The organism is Nitrospinota bacterium, from assembly GCA_016217735.1.
Taxonomy (GTDB): Bacteria; Nitrospinota_A; UBA7883; order JACRGQ01; family JACRGQ01; genus JACRGQ01.
In genome coordinates this window covers 51,952-68,813 of sequence record JACRGQ010000016.1, presented here as the reverse complement: position 1 = coordinate 68,813, position 16,862 = coordinate 51,952, and the positions used below count along the sequence as shown (strand labels likewise).

Here is a 16,862-nt window from a genome sequence, read left to right as displayed (position 1 = left end):
GACTGGGCGGACATCTCCTCGGAACCGCTGGCAAGCTGCGACGAGATCGCCGCCATCTCTTCCGAGGAAACGGCAAGGGTTTTGGCGTTCTGGCCGATTTCGACGAACATGTTTCTGAGATCGGCGACCATGGCGTTCACGGATTTGCCCAATGCCCCCACTTCATCCCGCGAGGTGACGGGCACTTCCCGCGTGAAATCGCCTTCCGCGAGGGATGCAACGACGTTCAAGGTGTCATTCACGCTCTTGGTCAAGGCCCGCGCGATTGAGAGCGAAACGGCCAAAGTCATAAGCATGGCCGTTATCGTTATAATCCAGGTGTTTCTCAGGGCCGCTTTGCTCTCCGCCAATCTCGCTTCCGTGATCCGTGTCATTTCCTTTTGCAAATGGCCGGCGATCAGCTTATCGTTGAGCAGATTTATTTTTTCCGTTTGCGCCTTGGACCATTCTTTGGGATCTTGGCCAAAACCGCCCCCCGTGGCGGCTCTTTGGAAAGCGGCCGTCTTTATCGCCTTGGCGTTCTTTGATATCTGGTCGCCAAGAAAAGCGTAGAATATTTCTCCGTCGGCCTTGGACATGACCGTCAAGTACATGGCTTGTAAAGAATTCTGTTTCTGGGTAAAGTCGGCCAAGTCGCGCTCCATGCCGGGCGTAAGCCTGTCGGTGGCAAACACCATGTTAAGGGTTGCCCGTTCGAGGCCCATCAGCTCTTTATAGAGTTGCAATATGTAATAGCCGAGGAAGCGGTTCGAGAACTCACCGTCATTTACAAGACTCGGCATTCCACCGATCACGTCAAAAGAAGCGCGATGGATTCCCGAATAGACTTCAATAGCATCCGGGCCATCCATCGACAAAGCGCTTATGGCTTCCCGTTTGCTTTTCAGGTCGTCGATCCTCTGCGCTAATATTTTTAGTGGTTCCTCCAGATTTTTGTTGCCGAAGCTTTCCATGAGTTTTCCAAGCGCCTCGATTTTCTTGTCGGTGGCCCCTCTCTGCGCCTCAAGCTCCGGCCTGAGATTGTTGCCTTTGGAGGCGAGAAACCCCACTGACATACCGCGCTCTTTCTGCAATTCGTGAACGATCTCGCTTAAGTTGACAGCCAAGTCGCGCATCCCGGCGAAATCGGCGATTTCATTCAACGCCCCATTTTTTTCCATGATGCTGACGGCGGAATAATAAAGCAAGGCGATCAGCGTGGGGGCAATAATGCCGGCCAACTTGTATTTAAGCGGAAGATTGTTGAAAAAATCCCTGAGAAACCGCATGACGCAAGACCTCCCCGGCATCACCCTTTATTTTGGCCGGATCCCCCCAATCCGGTTTTTTCCCCAGATGCGTGTTATGCCAATAATGCAGGGACTACGAGGGATCAAGAAATATGATAACACAACTTTTGGCTGGCCGGGGGACGGACGGGGCTTTTGCGGGGATTTTCGCCCTATCGTTTAACGGCTACTTTGGCGTCGGCGCCGCTTCCGGCCTGGCGCACCCGGTGAAGAATGGTGCTCTTATGGGTGATGGATTCGAAATCCACCCCCATGCCCTGAACGTTTTCACACGCTCCAAGCAGCAAATACCCCGCTGGCGAAAGCATCTGATGCATCTGCCGCATGATTTTCCGCTTGGTGTCGTCATCAAAATAAATGAGGATGTTCCGGCAAAAGATCACATCAAACCCGCCCAGCGCGGTAAACGGCTCGGTGATGTTTATCCGGCGGAATTCGACGATGGATTGCAGATCATGGCCGACGGCCCAACCGGAATCGGTTTTCGTGAAGAACCGGTCACGCCGCTCCGCCGAGAGGCCGCGGGCCATTTCCATGTCGGAATAGCGTCCCGATATTGCCTGCGCCAGTACACTGCTCGAAATGTCGGTGGCGAGGATGTCAAAGTCCTCAACGGTTACCCCCTTATGGCCGTTGGCCTTGACATGTTCGTGTATCAGCATCGCCATGCTGTAAGCCTCCTGGCCGGTGGACGCCGCCGCGGACCAGATGCGCACCTTCGCGCCCCTGCGTTGGATCGGGCTTTTCTTCCGTTGGATGATTGTCTGCTCCAGGATGGGCAACAGCTTGTCCCGGAAGGTGTCGAACGGGTGGCCATCGCGGAAAAACGATGTTTCATTGGTGGTCATGGCCTCGATAACATCGTCCCGCAGACGGGGATCCGCGCCCGTTTTCAATTTATCGATAAGCCCCTGAAACGACCCGCCGCCGGCGGTTTTCGCAAGGTTGAAAAGCCGTTGTTCGACCAAATACTGTTTTTCATTGCCAATACTCAGCCCGCAGGCCTTATATATGTAGTTGGTCAGTTCCGCGAATTCCTGCGGTTTTAGCTTCATGATGTTCCCTCTCTTCCCTTAAAGGGAATATCCGGCGCGGATTGAAATATCTTTCCGCGCCTCCCTTCTGCGGTCAATTTCACGCTTAACCGCCTGCGGAATGTCCGCCAGCGGCAAAACTTCATCCACAATGCCGGCCGCCACGGCGCTCCCCGGCATACCCCACACCACGCTCGACGCTTCATCCTGCACGATGAGGTGCGAGCCCGCGCGCTTCAGCGGAGCCGCCCCTTTCGCGCCGTCACTCCCCATTCCGGTAAGAATCAAGGTGATGACATCGCCGCTATACACGGATGCCGCCGAACGGAACAACACATCCACCGAAGGACGGCAACCGTTTTCCGGCGGCTGGCCGTTGAGGCCGATGTTGATGCATCCGGTATCGTTCTTGCGCAACACCATATGCATGCCGCCCGGCGCGATATAAATGTGATCGCCGCTGATTTCCAGGCCATCGGCGGCTTCCACCACCGTATGGCGGCACTTGGCGTTGAGGCTGGCGGCGAGGGATGCCGTAAAAAGCGGCGGCATATGCTGAACGATGAACATCGGCAAATCGACCGCCGCCGAAAGCTCTGGAAGCATTGTGGCAAGCGCCTTGGGTCCCCCCGTCGAAACACCGATAAGCACCGCCCGCGCGGCGCCGGCCGGAGCCGATTTGGCGCCGGCGGCGGGTAACACCACAGCTTTCGGCGCCATGGGGGGTGGTGCGGGACGCGTCTCGGCGGCGGGACTTTCAACGCCAAACCGCCGGGTCAGCACTTTGCGCTTGAGGGTGTATTGGCGGATTTTTGCCGTCAGGCTTTTTTTCAAGCGCTCGGTGTTGGCCGCCTGCCCCCCTTCATTCGGTTTTTCGATGAAGTCGAATGCTCCCGCCTCAAGGGCCTGGATGGTCGTATCAACGCCGTATTTGGTGTGGGAACTGACCATAATGACGCCGATGCCGTATTGATGACCGCTCGCGGCATTGAACTCCTGAATGGCCTTCAGCGCGTCAAGTCCGTTCATCACCGGCATTTCCACATCCATTGTCACCACGTCCGGCGGCACGGCGGCGGATTTGATAAATTCCAGCGCCTTCGCGCCGTTCATCACCGACCCCACAATTTCGATGTCGCTTTCTCCACGCAACGCTTCTTCCACGAAGCGCCGGAATATAAGCGAGTCGTCAACAACGAGTACTTTTATTTTTCGATCCACCGACAATGCCTCTGTTCTCCAATAATGCGGGCAGTTCCCGTCCTCGGCGCAAGAGCGCCGGGGGTTGTTTTTTCTGCCATGCTAGATGTTCATTATAAAGAGCGGGCGCGAAAAACGCCACATTTTAGGACATTATTGTCCCACCGGATTTTCCTGGCACTGGCGCCAGAATACGTCGGCGTAAAGCGTTCTACATCAATAATTCCCGCCCACAACAACGACATTGGCGGGTGGCCTATGTCCGTTGCCGTTGTTTTCCACTTTAAAGCGGGAGACCATCGCTTGCATTGAACTCGCCATCTTCGCCAATTCACCGGACGATGAGTTGATCTGTTGGATGCCGCTGTTGTTGTCCGCCACCGCCTTGGATATCCCCTGGATGTTCGAGGAGACCTCGTTGGCGCCGCGGGCCGCTTCGCCCGAGTTCCGGCTTATCTCCGTCGCTCCCTTTGCCACTTCGGCAATTGAGCCAGCGATATCAACCGCACCCTTGCTCACTTCCGACACGTTGCGGGATATCTCGTTCGCCGCCGCCGTCTGCTGATTCACCGCACCGGTGATGCTTTCCACGGATGTGTTGATCTTCCCGATGATGTCCGACACGTCGGAGATCACTTTCACCGCGCTGGTGGTGCTGCCCCGCACCCCGTCGATCTTCGCCGCGATTTCTTCAGCGGCCCGGGCGCTCTGGTTCGCCAACTCCTTAATCTCGTTGGCAACGACCGCGAAGCCCCGGCCCGCTTCGCCCGCGCTGGCCGCCTCGATGGTCGCATTCAGCGCCAGCAGGTTCGTCTGCTCCGCTATCCGCTTGATCATCGCCGTGACTTTGCCGATCTCGTTGGCCGCCGCGCCGAGCGTCTGCATGGTATCGCAGGCGTTTTTGGAAAGCCCCATGGCGTCGCCGGCAACCTTGGACGTTTCATCGGCGCTCTTGGCCACTTCGCGGATGGACTGCGACATCTCCTCGACTGAGGTGGCGATGGAGCGCATATTCGCCGACACCTGCTCCGCCGTGCCCGAAACGGCGGTGGCGTTCATGCTCGCCTCTTCCACCGCCGTTGCCATGGAGTTGATATTCGACGACATCTGTTCGGTGGCGCTGGCAACACCCACCGACTGCTGCGACATCTGCTCGGAACTGGCGGAAAGCTGCGACGAAATGGCCGTTAGTTTCTCCGCCGATGCCGCCAGCGTGCGGGAGCTTCCGCTGATTTCTTTAAACATCCCGCGCAGATATTCCACCATGCCGTTGAAGGTCTCGCCCATCACGCCGATTTCATCGTGGCTGGTAATCGGCACTTCCCGCGTAAAGTCCCCTTCCGCCACATCCCTGATTACTTCCACCATGGCAATAACCGGGCGGGTGATGGAGCGGGAAAGGTAATACCCCAGCATCAGGGCGAGGATGAAGCCGATAATAGCCGCAGCGGTCAAAACGATGAAAAACTTCTCGGCATTCGCCACCGCGATGCTTGACGCATTGCCCGATTCAGCGACATTAAGCGCCATTAAACCATCAAGATACGTCATCATATCTTCGTGATTGGCGCGGACCTCCAGGTAAAAGGTCCAGAATTTTTCGTCCAAGGCAACCACCTTTGCGTCCTTGGGTAGAATGCTGGCGTCCAATAGCGCGTCTTTTTGCTTTGAAATTTCGATCAGCGCCAATGACTTACGTTTATACTCTCCAAACTTTTCTATGAACGACTCGGCAAGGTCATTACTATCATCGGCTTTTTTAAAGCCGTCATAGATTTTCCAGTTTGTTTCAATTGCGTTAAACTCGTCTTCAAAATTGTACTGGGTCTTGCGCATATCCGGCATGGCAAGTGGATTGGCAAGGATAAGTTGATTGACTTGGCTGCGCCAGAGTAACCCGCGCACATCCGATAACACCCCAATTGTGGGAATGTAAATTTCATCAATACCCGTCGCGGCTTTCTCGGAACTTTTTATGCCCGCCATGCCGATGCCGGCTACGACCGCGCCGATAAGCGCCACCAAGGCGAATCCGCCCAAGAGCTTTGTCCGAATGCTAAAACCCCGTGATTTGCCGACAGCTTCCATGTTCCGCCCCTCCTCGATCCGTGTGGCCCCGCCGCTATATTTGGTGACGCCCTTCTTGTCCGTCATTGAATAATCACCTTTAATATATTCATTTTTGTTACTTGGTTTCCATCGATCCCAGGAATTTCCGGGCATCCAACACCACCAGCAAGGACTGCGGCAATTTGCAGACGGATTGAACCATGCCCGCGGCGCCCATTTTATCCTGTCCGCCGCCATCCCCGCCCCCCGTCTCTATCTGGTCGCTTGATACTTCCACCACATCGCCGATCTGATCCACCAACACGCCAAACGGCTCCCCGACGGTGTTCTTGAAAATAACCAGGCAGCTCTTGCGGTCGATTTCCCTGCTCTCGAATCCGAGCATCGGGCGGAGATCGAGTATCAGGTATACCTGTCCCCGTATGTTCACATACCCCTTCACCTCGCGGGGCGCGTGAAAAATGGGAGTGATGGCGACTTCGGGGTGGATTTCCTTCACGTCCAAAATCTGCACGCCAAAGAGCCGGCCAGAGAGCCAGAAGGTGCAAAACTGCCGGTTTTGCACCGCCAACTTTTCCTTTTCCTTTTCCTTTTCCGGTTTATGCGCGGCGAGCGTTTCCATGCTATTTCCCTCCCTCAATTCCTGTTGCCCGCGCCGATATCCATCAGTTCCGCAACGCTGGCGAGCAACTGGTCACGGCTCATCTTCAACTCATAATGGTTGAACCCGGCGTCTTTGGCGTTTACCCTGTCCCGGTCGTTATTGAGCGCGGTAAGGGCTATCGCGGGTATGCCCTTTTGCCGTGATCCGGCGCGCAGGTTTCGTATAAAGGTCAGGCCGTCCATGACCGGCATTTGGATGTCGGAAATGACAAGGTCGAATTCGCGGGCATCCAGTTGCGCAAGGCCCTCCTGGCCGTTTCCGGCCTCCGCCACTTCGTACCCTTCCGCCTCGAGATATTTTTTCACCAACCGGCGGTAGAAAGGGGAATCTTCCACAAGAAGTATTTTGCCGCCGGTTTTCCCGGCGCCACCGGCGGGAAACCAGGCCGGCTCCGCTTTCCGGATAAGCGTGTCGATATCCAGGAAAAGGGTCATCTTGTCCTTGATGATGGCGGTGCCAAGAAGCCCTTCCTCGGCGTATGAGTCGGTATTCAGCTCCACGCCGGCCTCAATGGTATCCAGCAATTGCGATACCAGCACCCCGAACGGATGGCGCGCCATGCGCGGGATGATGAGGAACATCTCTTTTTTGTCCGCGGCGGGAGAGACCGCCAGATGCTTGTCCGGCCGCAGGATGAGGGTGGACTGGCCTTCGATGGTGATATATTCGCGGCCGCCGATGCGCTCGATGTTTTCCGTTTTGATGGCTTCGATCCGCTTGATGAGGGAAAGCGGGGCGGCAAGCTGCTCGGCGGGACCGCTTTTGAAAAGGAGCACCCGCTGCATATCCGTCGCGCGCAACGCATTGCGGTCCTGTGCGGCTTCCTTGGCGCCGCCATCGAAGCTGACCCCGGCGTGACGGGCCACGCCCTGCACGTCCAGGATAAGCGCCACGCGGCCGTCCCCCATCACCGTGGAACCGGCATAGCATCCAAGCGATTTCACCGCCGGATGCACCGGCTTCACCACGATCTCCTCGGTGCCGATGACTTTGTCCACGACGAGGCCAAAGGAGTGGTTCACAACATTCACCACAATGAAATTGAGCGAGTGCGGCGCCTGTGACGCCCCTTCCGTTGCATTGCCCGCGAGTTGGGCAAGGTATTTCTCCTGCTGTTTCCGGTTGTCTTCGGTGATCGCCGAACGGTCGGCGGCGGTAAACGGTTTGGGGCGTTTCAGAACCTCGTCGATCCGCACAATGGGGAGCAGCTTGTCGCGCAGGCGGTACACCTCGGTGTCACCGGCGCACTCTATCTTCGTCGCGACATCTTCGTCATACAGGCAGACCAACTCCTCCAGATTCACCTGCGGGATGGCGTAGCGGTATTTCCCCACCATCACGATGAGGCACGGGATGATGGCCAACGTCAGCGGCAACCGCATATGGACGGTGGTTCCCTTGCCCACCTGCGAATCAATATCCAGCGTGCCGCCTAACCGTTCGATGCCGGTTTTCACCACGTCCATGCCGACGCCGCGGCCGGATACGTCGCTTAACTGTTCGGCCGTGGAGAAACCGGGGAGCAAAATGAGCGAAACGATATCCTTCTCGGGCATTTCAGCCAACTCGGCTTCCGTTTTGAGTCCCTTCTCCAGCGCTTTGCGGCGGACGACCGCCGGGTTTATCCCTTTGCCATCATCCGACATTTCTATATTTATCTGGCCGCTGCGGTGGTAGGCGCGAAGGTTAACCTTGCCGGCCTCTTTTTTGCCCGCCTTGACCCGGTCGGCGGGCAATTCTATGCCGTGGTCGCATGAATTGCGGACGAGGTGCGTCATCGGGTCCGCAAGGGCTTCCAGAATGGTGTTGTCCAGTTCCACGTCGCTGCCGGTGATATCCAGTTCAATCTGTTTGCCCAGCTTGTTGCCGAGATCGCGCACCACGCGGGTAAACCGGTTGAAGAGGTTGCCGATGGGCTGCATGCGGGTGGCCATGATGGTTTCTTGCAATTCCGAGGTGACGATATCGAGCCGCTGGATGTTGGCGCGGCTGTTCGGATTGGAGCGGTCTTCCGAGAGCAACTGCTGGTTACGCACCAAGACCAGTTCGCCGGCAAGCTGCATCAGCTCGTCCAGAATGCTCAGCTTTATCCGGATGGTTTCCTGCCGCCGGTCGACGAAATCCGCCCTTTCCCCTCTCCGCTCGGTAAAAGCTGGTTTTTCCCCTTGAAGGGGATTCGCCCTTTCGGGCATTTCCACGGCGGATAGTTTAGCTGTTTCCTCCGCAGCCGCTTTTGCTTCCGCAAAAACGCTTTCCATCGAAGGGTCGTTCGCCACGCCGGCCGTGTCATCGGCCAGCGAAGGCGACGCGGCGACAAAAGCATCCAGGCGTTCCACCACCTTATCGGCGTTCTGGTTTTTTATTTTTTCAACGTCATCGACCACGTTGCGGATGCCGCCCAGGATAAAAGCATCCAGACGGGCCACCACTTCGGTGATGTTGTGGCTGTTGCTGTTTGCAACGTCATCGACCATGCTGCGGATGCTGTCTATGGCCGCCAAGAGCGCGTCCACAAGGCCCGGTTTCAGCGTCAGTTCGCCGGCGCGGAGCATCGAGAGCAATGTTTCCGCCGCATGGGCCACCGCTTGCAGTTTGGTGAGGCCCACGAAGCCGGCCGTCCCCTTGATGGTATGCACCACGCGGAATATCAGGTTCACCGCTTCGATGAAGCCCGCGCTCCCGGCCTGTTTCTCCAGGCTTAGAACAACCTCCTCCACAGTCTCCAGATGTTCTTTCGCCTCGGTGACAAAATCGTCCAGAATGGACTTGTCTCCCAGCAGATCTTCCATTTCCATCTCCCCTCCTTACAATTCCAGACGAGGCTGAATCAGAGATCGCTTAACGGCACGGTTGTAACATATAAAATGCCTTGGCGGCCGCCGATCCCCGTTTATCCCTTTATCCCACACGATATTCTACTATAATTTAATAACCGTGAAATGCGGCTAAAATAAAAACAGCGAAACGCCCCCGGCGCAAAGAGCCGCAACCAATGCCGTCCACCCCAATAACCGGCGCGCTTGTGCGATTACCAGTTCATCCATCGGTTTGATTTCGTCCCCCAGCCACGGCTTTTCTTTCACAATGCCGCCATAAACACTCGGCCCGCCCAGCCGCACCCCCAGCGCCCCGGCAAACGCCGCTTCCCCATGCGCGCTGTTGGGGCTGGGATGTTTCAGGCGGTCACGCCACCCTATGACCACCGCCTTTTGCGGATTCAACCCCGCCAGCCACGCGGCAACAGCGATGACGGCCAGCGCGGCACGCGCGGGGATGAAATTGGCGAAATCATCAACGCGGGCCGGGATTTTCCCAAAGCGCTCGTATCGCTCGTTCCGGTAGCCGACCATCGAATCACAGGTATTCACAGCGCGGTATGCCATCGCCAGCGGCCCGCCTCCCAGCGCGGCGTACAGCAACGGGCTAATGACGCCGTCCACGCTGTTTTCCGCCACCGTTTCAACCGTGGCGCGCGCGATAGCCGCGCGGTCCATATGCGCCGTATCGCGCCCGACAATCATCGAGAGCGCCGTTTTCGCCCCCGCATCGTCCCCCGCTTCCAGGCGTTTTTCGATCACGCGCGCTTCGGCCGCCAGCGCCGACGGCGAAATGGCGCACCAGACAAGCACCGCATCGCCGATGAACGCCAGACTCCAATGTATCCGCTCCAATGCAATGAGCATCGCCAGCGAAAGGAAAAACACCGCGCCGGGGGTAATAATCGCCAACAGCAGTCCGCCGGCCAGCTCCAGCTTTAAGATGCCGCGGTAGAACCGTTCCTGCGCGGAAATGAAGTTGCCGATAAGACGCACCGGATGCCACGCGGTGTGCGGGTCTTTAAGCAAAAGATCAAGAAAATACCCCAATCCTATTGCGAAGGCGTGCATAAGGCCCCTTTCAGAGCCGTTGTCAAACGGGCATTGTCGGCTCCGCTCCGCACCGCCACGCGGAACCAATATGGATCCAAACCGTCGAAATTGGCGCAATCGCGGATGAGGATTTTCTCTTTCGACAGCAACCGGGATCTCAGTTCCCCCGCCGTGAGGATTTTTGATTCGATCTCGATGAGGAGATAGTTCGCGCAGGTGGAAAAAACCCGCAGGCCGGAAATTGCTTTCAGCGCCGCCGCCAGATGTTCGCGTTGCAATGCGGTTTCCGTCCGCATTTTTTCGTCATCCATTCCCCCTTCCAGCAGGCGGCGGCAAACATGCTCCGCTACGCTGTTGAGTGTCCACGGCTCCTTGGCCGCTTTCAGCTTTTCTATCACCCCCGCCGATGCGGCGGCAAAGCCGGCCCGCAGGCCGGGAACGCCGTAAAACTTGGTGAACGAGCGGAGCACCACCGCGTTGGACGGGATGGCGGGCAACAGTGATAGCTTCGGAGTGAAATCGGCGAATGATTCGTCTATCAGAAACAGCGTAGCCGGGTGTGCGGTGATGAAGTTCCCCAGTGCCACCGGTTCCGCCACGGTGCCGGTCGGATTGTTGGGGGTTCCAATGATGACGATATCGAACCGCTCTTGCAGGCGCTCAACCAATTTCGGGTAATTAAGCGTAAAGCCGTCGTTTTTATTGAGGTATAGCCGTTCCACGTTCGCGCCAGCCAGCCGGAGCGCATCGGCATAGTCGGCGTATGACGGGGCAATGACAAGTCCCCGCTTTACCCCCAAAACGCGCGGGACGAGGTAGAGAAGCTCGGTTGATCCGTTGCCGGGGAGCAGCGCATCGGGGGAAACGGCGTAATGTTTCCCTATCAGTTTTCGCAGGTGGTGATATTCGGGATCGGGATAGTCGCCTATGCCATCGGCGGCTTCCGCAAGCCAGGTTTTGAGTTGATTTCTGTCGGCCATCCTGTTGACGCTGGCGCTGAAATCGAGCACCGACGAGGGGTCAACCCCCGTGGCGAGGGCCGCTTCATATAGATTTCCGCCGTGTCCTTTTAGCATAAAATTAAGTCATGTTAACGCATGGGGAGGCTGTTTCGGCAAAAAAACACCCAGATTGCCGGTATGTTTTTACAGGGGTTACGGTTGATGCGCCGAAGAATAAAAAAAAGAAGGCGGCTCGGGAGGGCGGTTAAACCGCTCACTGTTTGAACCGGGGCCGGAAATCCGCACGCCCCAAAGGGCTTTTCAGCGGCCGGCGGCGCGGTTCTTTTTTTAAACCCGAAGTCGTCTTCCAATAGAAGTATCGCAGGTTTCAGGGAAACAATCAATAATTATTTTGGGTTATTCCTCTTCTTGGGTTTCAGCGCTTTGCCGGTGAGGTGGATTTTCAGTTCGGGGTTTTTGGGATCGTTTGAGCGGATAACCACGAAGTCGTCTATTTTTCCCGATTTCTCCGGCTTGTAAAAAAGGGTCAGCTCTATCTTCTTCCCTTTCTTGATCGCCTTTTCGTTCAGCCGCACTCCCGCTTCATTCGGGGCGGCACCACCCCTGAGATAAAGATCGCCGTCCCCTTTGTTCTCGACGATAACTTTGAAGAGCGCGGTCCCCCCCATTTTGAATGTGCCGAGGTGTACCTTGTCCGGCGTTACGCTTATGACCGGATCGGGAAGATTGATTATAAGCTTTGAGGGATCGAGCGTCTCAATATCCGCCGCGAGGGTTAGGATGTGACGCGCACCGCCCCCCTCTTCAACCGATATGGTGGATTCAAACAGCCCGGCGTGTCCCGCCGGATTGAATGTGGCAACAATCGTCCCCTTTTCCCCCGGTTGATATTCGGTTTTTTCCGGTTTCGCGGCGGTGCAGCCGCACGAGGTTGACACGTTGGCAATGGTAACGAAAGCGGCGGAGGTATTCTGGAAGGAAAAAGTGAATGTCAGCGGCTCGATCTTTTGTATCCGGCCGAAGTTGTGCGCCGTCTGTTCGAACACCAGCCCGGCGGCCTCAGTGATCGTTGAGCAGACCGTCAGCAGCGCGGCAATCAGCCACGCGGCATGACGGCCTTTACCGGTCATTGAGGCGCCTTGGTGACCGTTACCGTAATGGCGCTGAGCGTTGTGCCATCGGCTTCGCGGCGGAATATAACCTCAACCGTACTTCCATCGCTAATTGATGAAGGGAGTATCTTGGCGCCGCTCCTGCCGAAAAACTCGGTTTTCGGCGTTATCACAAATTTACGCTCGCTGGCCAGGAAGTAGCCGTTGCCCGCTTCGCCGAAGAGCAGTACGTTAACCTCGGCATCGCTTGGGGTATACGCCTTGGCCGCCGTGCCGGGCGAAGCCGCCCGGGAAACGGCGGCAAACGGCCCTGACATCAAGCACACCGCCACCGCAAAACAGGCCGCCAATACGCGTTGGTATCTCATAACTCCCTCCATGCGATAATACCGCTGTTAATGTCGGATGCGGGGGTGACCTCGACAACGCTGGCCTGCCCCGTGCTCATCTGCACGTAGGCCTTCAGGCCGGATTCCCTCCCTGAGTGAATCGCGATGCTGGAGGCCATACCGACGCTGGAACTGGCGCTCTTGCGCAACACAGTCGTGTCGCCAGAGCCTAAACCAATTACCGAACTGGTGTACGCGCTGCCGGTTTCATAGTAGGTGGCATAAAACCAACTGTTGCCGCCCAGCGCGCAGGCATCGGCGTCGGGCACGAATGTGGTGAAGAGCACCAAGCCGCCGATGACGGACGGCTTGTTCAAGGCCCGTTCAAGGGAGGTGGTGAGATTCATATACCAGCCGTCCTTCGTGGCTATGAGGCTCATCAGGCCGGCAAAGGTTGTGGCGCCGGTTACGCCCGTCACCGTGTTTACGGCATCGGTGGACACCACTGCATTGGTTACATTTACCAGGGTTGCCGAGGTGACCGAGGCGGAATAACTGCCGGCGGTGTTCAGTGAACCCCATGTGCATGTGGTGCTCCATGCGCCGGTGCTCCCCACCCAGCAGGGATCCTTGATGCCGTAGAACGTCTGCTGGCTGGCATCGGCTTTATCCGCCTGGTTGAGGAATTTGCCCGTGCCGTAAAAGAGCCAAAGGTGTCCGGCCGAATCGGTGGTTGCCGCCGGTGCCGAAGTGATGGTTTGCCCGGCCGGGTCGGTATACATATCGTACATCTTCCAGTTCGCGGGGTTTACATCGTTACCGGCGGTTGTCGGATTGGTAACAAGACGCCACATGCGCGAGTTCCACACCCCCCCATTGGTCTTGTAGGTCTCCCCGATATAGGCGGCTTCGGTATTGTACGAGTTGCCCGTTCCGCCCACCACCGGATTGCTGGCGTTAAAGTCGATATCAACCGTTATCGGGTCGGAGAAGAACGAGTTGACGTCGCTGATCGGGAAAGTGGCCGCCAATGCGCCAGTCTTGATATTAAGGACGAACAGCGAGGCGGTTTGGGCGGAGGTACCGGTGTAATCGGGGAGGTAGGCGGCTTTTGGGCCTGTGCCGATGATGGCAAAGAACTCGTCGCCGACCTTGGCCACCGCCGGATAGGTCATGGAATAGCCAAGCGTGTTATCCCCGGGATTCCACTCCCACAGCGGCACGGGAACGGCGGGATCGGTTATGTCGATGGCGAAGAAGGCCGAGCGCCATTTGCGCAGGTTGGCGGCGGTGTCGCCGTTGCCGTCCACATCATAGGTGGTGTCGGTTATTTCGCCGCCGCCGAACCTCATGCCGCCAATTAACACAGTTTTCCAGTTGGGGGCCGCCTTGGTGCCAAGGTTGATATCGCTTATCTTCACCTTCAGGTCGACGTAATCGACATGCGGGTACGCCGGGTCGGCAAGCCATTTCAGGTGCGGCAGCAGATTATAGGGAATGTAGGCCCACAGTTCCTTGCCGGATGTGGGGTTACCGGTGGTGGCATCAAAAGCGTGCAACATGCCGTCGTTCGCGCCGATATAGACCACCTGTGTGCGGTCTTTGTTCGCATTATAAAATGTTTCGTAGCCCGCATCCTGATAGAGGGCGCTGTAATTCTCCTGCGGCGCGCCCACCACGGTCGGCGTGGAGTGGATGATGTCGCCCAGTTTCCATTGGTCGCCGCCGACGTTAAGCGTCCGGTCCCGATATCCGGTTACCGCGGTTCCACGCACCCAGTTGATCACGTTTGTCGCTTCCGCCACAGTGGAGGTGCGGAGGTATTTTTGCAACGTTCCGGCGTTCGCCGTGGTGAAATCCAGCTTTTCTCCCCCATTCACAACGTTGTTTTTGTTCACATCCAGAAAGGTGAATATGGTGCGCGACGAGGCGGTTGTGGCGGCCAACAGTTCGCCCGCGTCCCAGTCATAGTCGACGAAGCTGGTGAGCTGGGTTGTGGCGGTGACGGTGGTGCCGCATGCGCCCGCCGTCCCGCTCAGCTTGTTGATGACCGTTTCTTTGGCGACGGTGTCGAAGCTGAAGCTGATGCAGTTGCTGTTCTTGTCGAGCAAGGAACCCTTGCTGTCGATCTTCAGCGAAAGAAGGTGTCCGATCCAGGTGATGTCGCGGGTGCCAAGCGCATCAATGATGGTTTTGGACGGGAGGAAGTACGCCTGGTAGATATTTCCCGCGCCGCTGGCCGAGGTGGCAAGAACCGAGATGGCGGTGCCGGATGACGCCCGCTTGAGGATGTCGGTGATTGCGGCCATCAGTTGGGATTCCATGCTGTCGGCGTCGTTCGCCTCGAAATAGGTATCCGGTATGCCGTCGGCGTTGGTATCCCATTCGCTATCCAGCATGCCGTTACCGTTGGTATCCTCTCCGGCATCCAGTATGCCGTTGCTGTTGATATCCTCGCTATCCGGCCTGTTGTTGCCGTTGGAATCGACGAAAGCGCCGTTCTTGGCGGCATTTTTCAGCAGCGTTTTCGCCGCCGCCGAAGTGCCAAAGGTATAAACCGAGTAAAGCGTAATAACCTGGGTGTCGGCTATATCCGCGCGCAGGTCAACGGTATGTCCCCACAGCGCCACGTCGTCAAGATAGTCGGAACCGCTGTTTGGCCATAACACTGCGTCTTGACCATCCCCGTCATAATCCTGAAGCGCGGCGGGGATGTTGGTGTCGCTGGTCGGCTCGCCGTCGGTGATCAGCACCACAAAGTTTTTGCCGCACCGCACATAGGCATTGGAATCGCTGTACCAGAAGGGATCTTTCCCCTGAACATTGGTGGTGTAGTTACCGGGGGCGAAACGCATCGAAGCGTCCTGCTTGAAATAGCCGAGCACCTGATAGAGCGTTTCGGCCAGCGGCGTCATCGTGGCGGGGGCCTTGTTCTCATAGGTGGTGATGAAGTTGGTGCCATAGCCGGGACCGACTATCGGTTCGGCCACATAGCCGCCGTTGGAACTTGAATCGAAGAATGCCAGACCCCACCGCGCCTTGGTGGAAACTTTTTGCATGATGCCGGAAAGGTTGCCGCTCACAAAATCATCGGGTTCCTGCGTGGAGTCTTTTTGAATCCAGACGTTGTAGGTGGCCAGAAGGTTGCCCGCGGATACGGAGGTTTTATAAACTTTCAGGCTGCCGGCGGTGAGATAGTAGATATAAGTGGCTATGCCGCCGCCGGGGTTGTACGCGGTCGTTCCCGCCGCTTGCGTAACGGTAAGGTTTTTTTGTTGATTCCACCCGGTGGGCGACGATTCGCCTTTGTTGACCTGGTTGCCGCCGCCGGTGCGCGATGTGGCAAGGCCGCCGACCAGCACTTTGCGGGCGACGTCTATCTTACGCATGCAGGCCCAGTTCAAAAAGCTGCCGAGATACGGCCCGGCCGCGTTTATCACGAACTTCGTTCCATCATAGCTGTAATGGAGGCTCGCGCTGAAGTAACCGGAGTAGGTTCTCGCCGGGTCATATGCCGCGGAGTAGGCAAACTCGTTCATCGAGCCGGAGTTATCGGCGATGACCATGATATTCGGCATAACGCTGTTGCTCATAAAAAACGGAACGTCGGCATACTCCGCCATCGTTTCAATGGCATGGGCATCGCGCCCGCCGATGGAGAGCGCCGCTAATAAAACGAGAACTCTGGCAACGGGTTTCATAAACATCTGCCACCACCTTCCACACATTTGTAAGTTGCGCGTACCGTTTTTTCGGTATCAGCGATTTTGCTGTATGTGTCAACTTGATAAAGTAGCTGTACGCTCCCCGCCGTGCCGCTGCCGATGCCTTCATAGCGGGCCGCGAACTCGGTCGATGAGCCGGGCGTCAGCTTGCTGAGCGTGAAGTCGATGTCGATACTCGCCGTGTCCCCCATGATGGAAACGGTGGCATTGGCGTTGGCCGTGGAGTCGGGATTAACGCCCGTCACGGCCGAGCCGCTGAGCGATGTCCAGGTATTCTGGATATTACCGTTAATGCCGGCGATCTCTTTTTCAAAGTCGGTGGTGGCATCCCCCGCCGTATTGGTGGTATTCACCGTGCTAAGGTAGGTGGCGGAGACGAGCTTCTTGTTGCCGATGGTGTCCCTGATAAGGCCGGAGGCAAATTCGGCGCCGCCATCGGAGGTGTAGACGGCCTGCTGCTGCGTTTTGTACTTGCCGCTGATTCTAAGCCCCTGCGTGGCGCTCATGATGGCGACCGTCGAGAAAACGGCGAGCACCATCATCACCAACAGGGCAAGGACGAGCGCCGCCCCCCGTTGGTTTGCGGCGGGAGAATATATCCGTTTCAT

The 16,862-nt window shown here is 57.0% G+C and carries 12 protein-coding genes; all 12 read right to left on the bottom strand.

What is annotated here, in order from left to right; all coding sequences use genetic code 11:
- Positions 1–1,268 (bottom strand): methyl-accepting chemotaxis protein (locus HZA03_02645; protein MBI5636850.1); only part of this gene is annotated, 1,268 nt, incomplete at its 3' end.
- 173 nt (positions 1,269–1,441) lie between these two features.
- Positions 1,442–2,344 carry a protein-glutamate O-methyltransferase CheR gene (locus HZA03_02640; GenBank protein ID MBI5636849.1) on the bottom strand — a complete coding sequence of 301 codons (903 nt, stop codon included), beginning with the start codon at positions 2,342–2,344 and terminating at the stop codon, positions 1,442–1,444.
- An 18-nt stretch (positions 2,345–2,362) separates the two neighbouring features.
- Positions 2,363–3,544, bottom strand: a complete 1,182-nt coding sequence (locus tag HZA03_02635) for a chemotaxis response regulator protein-glutamate methylesterase (protein MBI5636848.1) — start codon at positions 3,542–3,544, stop codon at positions 2,363–2,365.
- A 195-nt stretch (positions 3,545–3,739) separates the two neighbouring features.
- Positions 3,740–5,677: a methyl-accepting chemotaxis protein gene (locus HZA03_02630; protein MBI5636847.1), complete on the bottom strand. Its 1,938-nt coding sequence runs from the start codon at positions 5,675–5,677 to the stop codon at positions 3,740–3,742.
- Positions 5,678–5,708: 31 nt separating this feature from the next.
- The gene (locus tag HZA03_02625) at positions 5,709–6,215 is read right to left on the bottom strand and encodes a chemotaxis protein CheW (protein MBI5636846.1); all 507 of its coding nucleotides are present in this window, start codon (positions 6,213–6,215) and stop codon (positions 5,709–5,711) included.
- 14 nt (positions 6,216–6,229) lie between these two features.
- Complete coding sequence (locus tag HZA03_02620) at positions 6,230–9,052, bottom strand: chemotaxis protein CheW (GenBank protein ID MBI5636845.1); 2,823 nt, start codon at positions 9,050–9,052, stop codon at positions 6,230–6,232.
- A 150-nt stretch (positions 9,053–9,202) separates the two neighbouring features.
- Positions 9,203–10,144, bottom strand: a complete 942-nt coding sequence (gene cobD / locus HZA03_02615) for a cobalamin biosynthesis protein CobD (protein MBI5636844.1) — start codon at positions 10,142–10,144, stop codon at positions 9,203–9,205.
- A complete protein-coding gene (locus tag HZA03_02610; protein ID MBI5636843.1) occupies positions 10,126–11,202 on the bottom strand; it encodes a threonine-phosphate decarboxylase in 1,077 nt (358 codons plus the stop codon). Before HZA03_02610 ends, cobD begins: the two co-directional genes overlap by 19 nt.
- A gap of 272 nt (positions 11,203–11,474) precedes the next feature.
- Complete coding sequence (locus HZA03_02605; GenBank protein MBI5636842.1) at positions 11,475–12,218, bottom strand: DUF1573 domain-containing protein; 744 nt, start codon at positions 12,216–12,218, stop codon at positions 11,475–11,477.
- Positions 12,215–12,568 (bottom strand): hypothetical protein, encoded by a 354-nt coding sequence (locus tag HZA03_02600; GenBank protein MBI5636841.1) that lies wholly within the window; start codon positions 12,566–12,568, stop codon positions 12,215–12,217. The genes HZA03_02605 and HZA03_02600 overlap by 4 nt, the downstream gene beginning before the upstream one ends.
- Positions 12,565–16,236 (bottom strand): hypothetical protein, encoded by a 3,672-nt coding sequence (locus HZA03_02595; GenBank protein MBI5636840.1) that lies wholly within the window; start codon positions 16,234–16,236, stop codon positions 12,565–12,567. The genes HZA03_02600 and HZA03_02595 overlap by 4 nt, the downstream gene beginning before the upstream one ends.
- On the bottom strand, positions 16,227–16,862 hold the full coding sequence (locus tag HZA03_02590) for a hypothetical protein (protein ID MBI5636839.1): 636 nt from the start codon (positions 16,860–16,862) through the stop codon (positions 16,227–16,229). Before HZA03_02590 ends, HZA03_02595 begins: the two co-directional genes overlap by 10 nt.

Coding starts and splice junctions, on each gene's coding strand:
- HZA03_02620 (MBI5636845.1), bottom strand. CDS start 9,052: ATGGAAATGGAAGATCTGCTGGGAGACAAGTCCATTCTGGACGATTTT.
- HZA03_02600 (MBI5636841.1), bottom strand. CDS start 12,568: ATGAGATACCAACGCGTATTGGCGGCCTGTTTTGCGGTGGCGGTGTGC.
- HZA03_02630 (MBI5636847.1), bottom strand. CDS start 5,677: ATGACGGACAAGAAGGGCGTCACCAAATATAGCGGCGGGGCCACACGG.
- HZA03_02595 (MBI5636840.1), bottom strand. CDS start 16,236: ATGTTTATGAAACCCGTTGCCAGAGTTCTCGTTTTATTAGCGGCGCTC.
- HZA03_02605 (MBI5636842.1), bottom strand. CDS start 12,218: ATGACCGGTAAAGGCCGTCATGCCGCGTGGCTGATTGCCGCGCTGCTG.
- HZA03_02610 (MBI5636843.1), bottom strand. CDS start 11,202: ATGCTAAAAGGACACGGCGGAAATCTATATGAAGCGGCCCTCGCCACG.
- HZA03_02625 (MBI5636846.1), bottom strand. CDS start 6,215: ATGGAAACGCTCGCCGCGCATAAACCGGAAAAGGAAAAGGAAAAGGAA.
- HZA03_02640 (MBI5636849.1), bottom strand. CDS start 2,344: ATGAAGCTAAAACCGCAGGAATTCGCGGAACTGACCAACTACATATAT.
- HZA03_02590 (MBI5636839.1), bottom strand. CDS start 16,862: ATGAAACGGATATATTCTCCCGCCGCAAACCAACGGGGGGCGGCGCTC.
- cobD (MBI5636844.1), bottom strand. CDS start 10,144: ATGCACGCCTTCGCAATAGGATTGGGGTATTTTCTTGATCTTTTGCTT.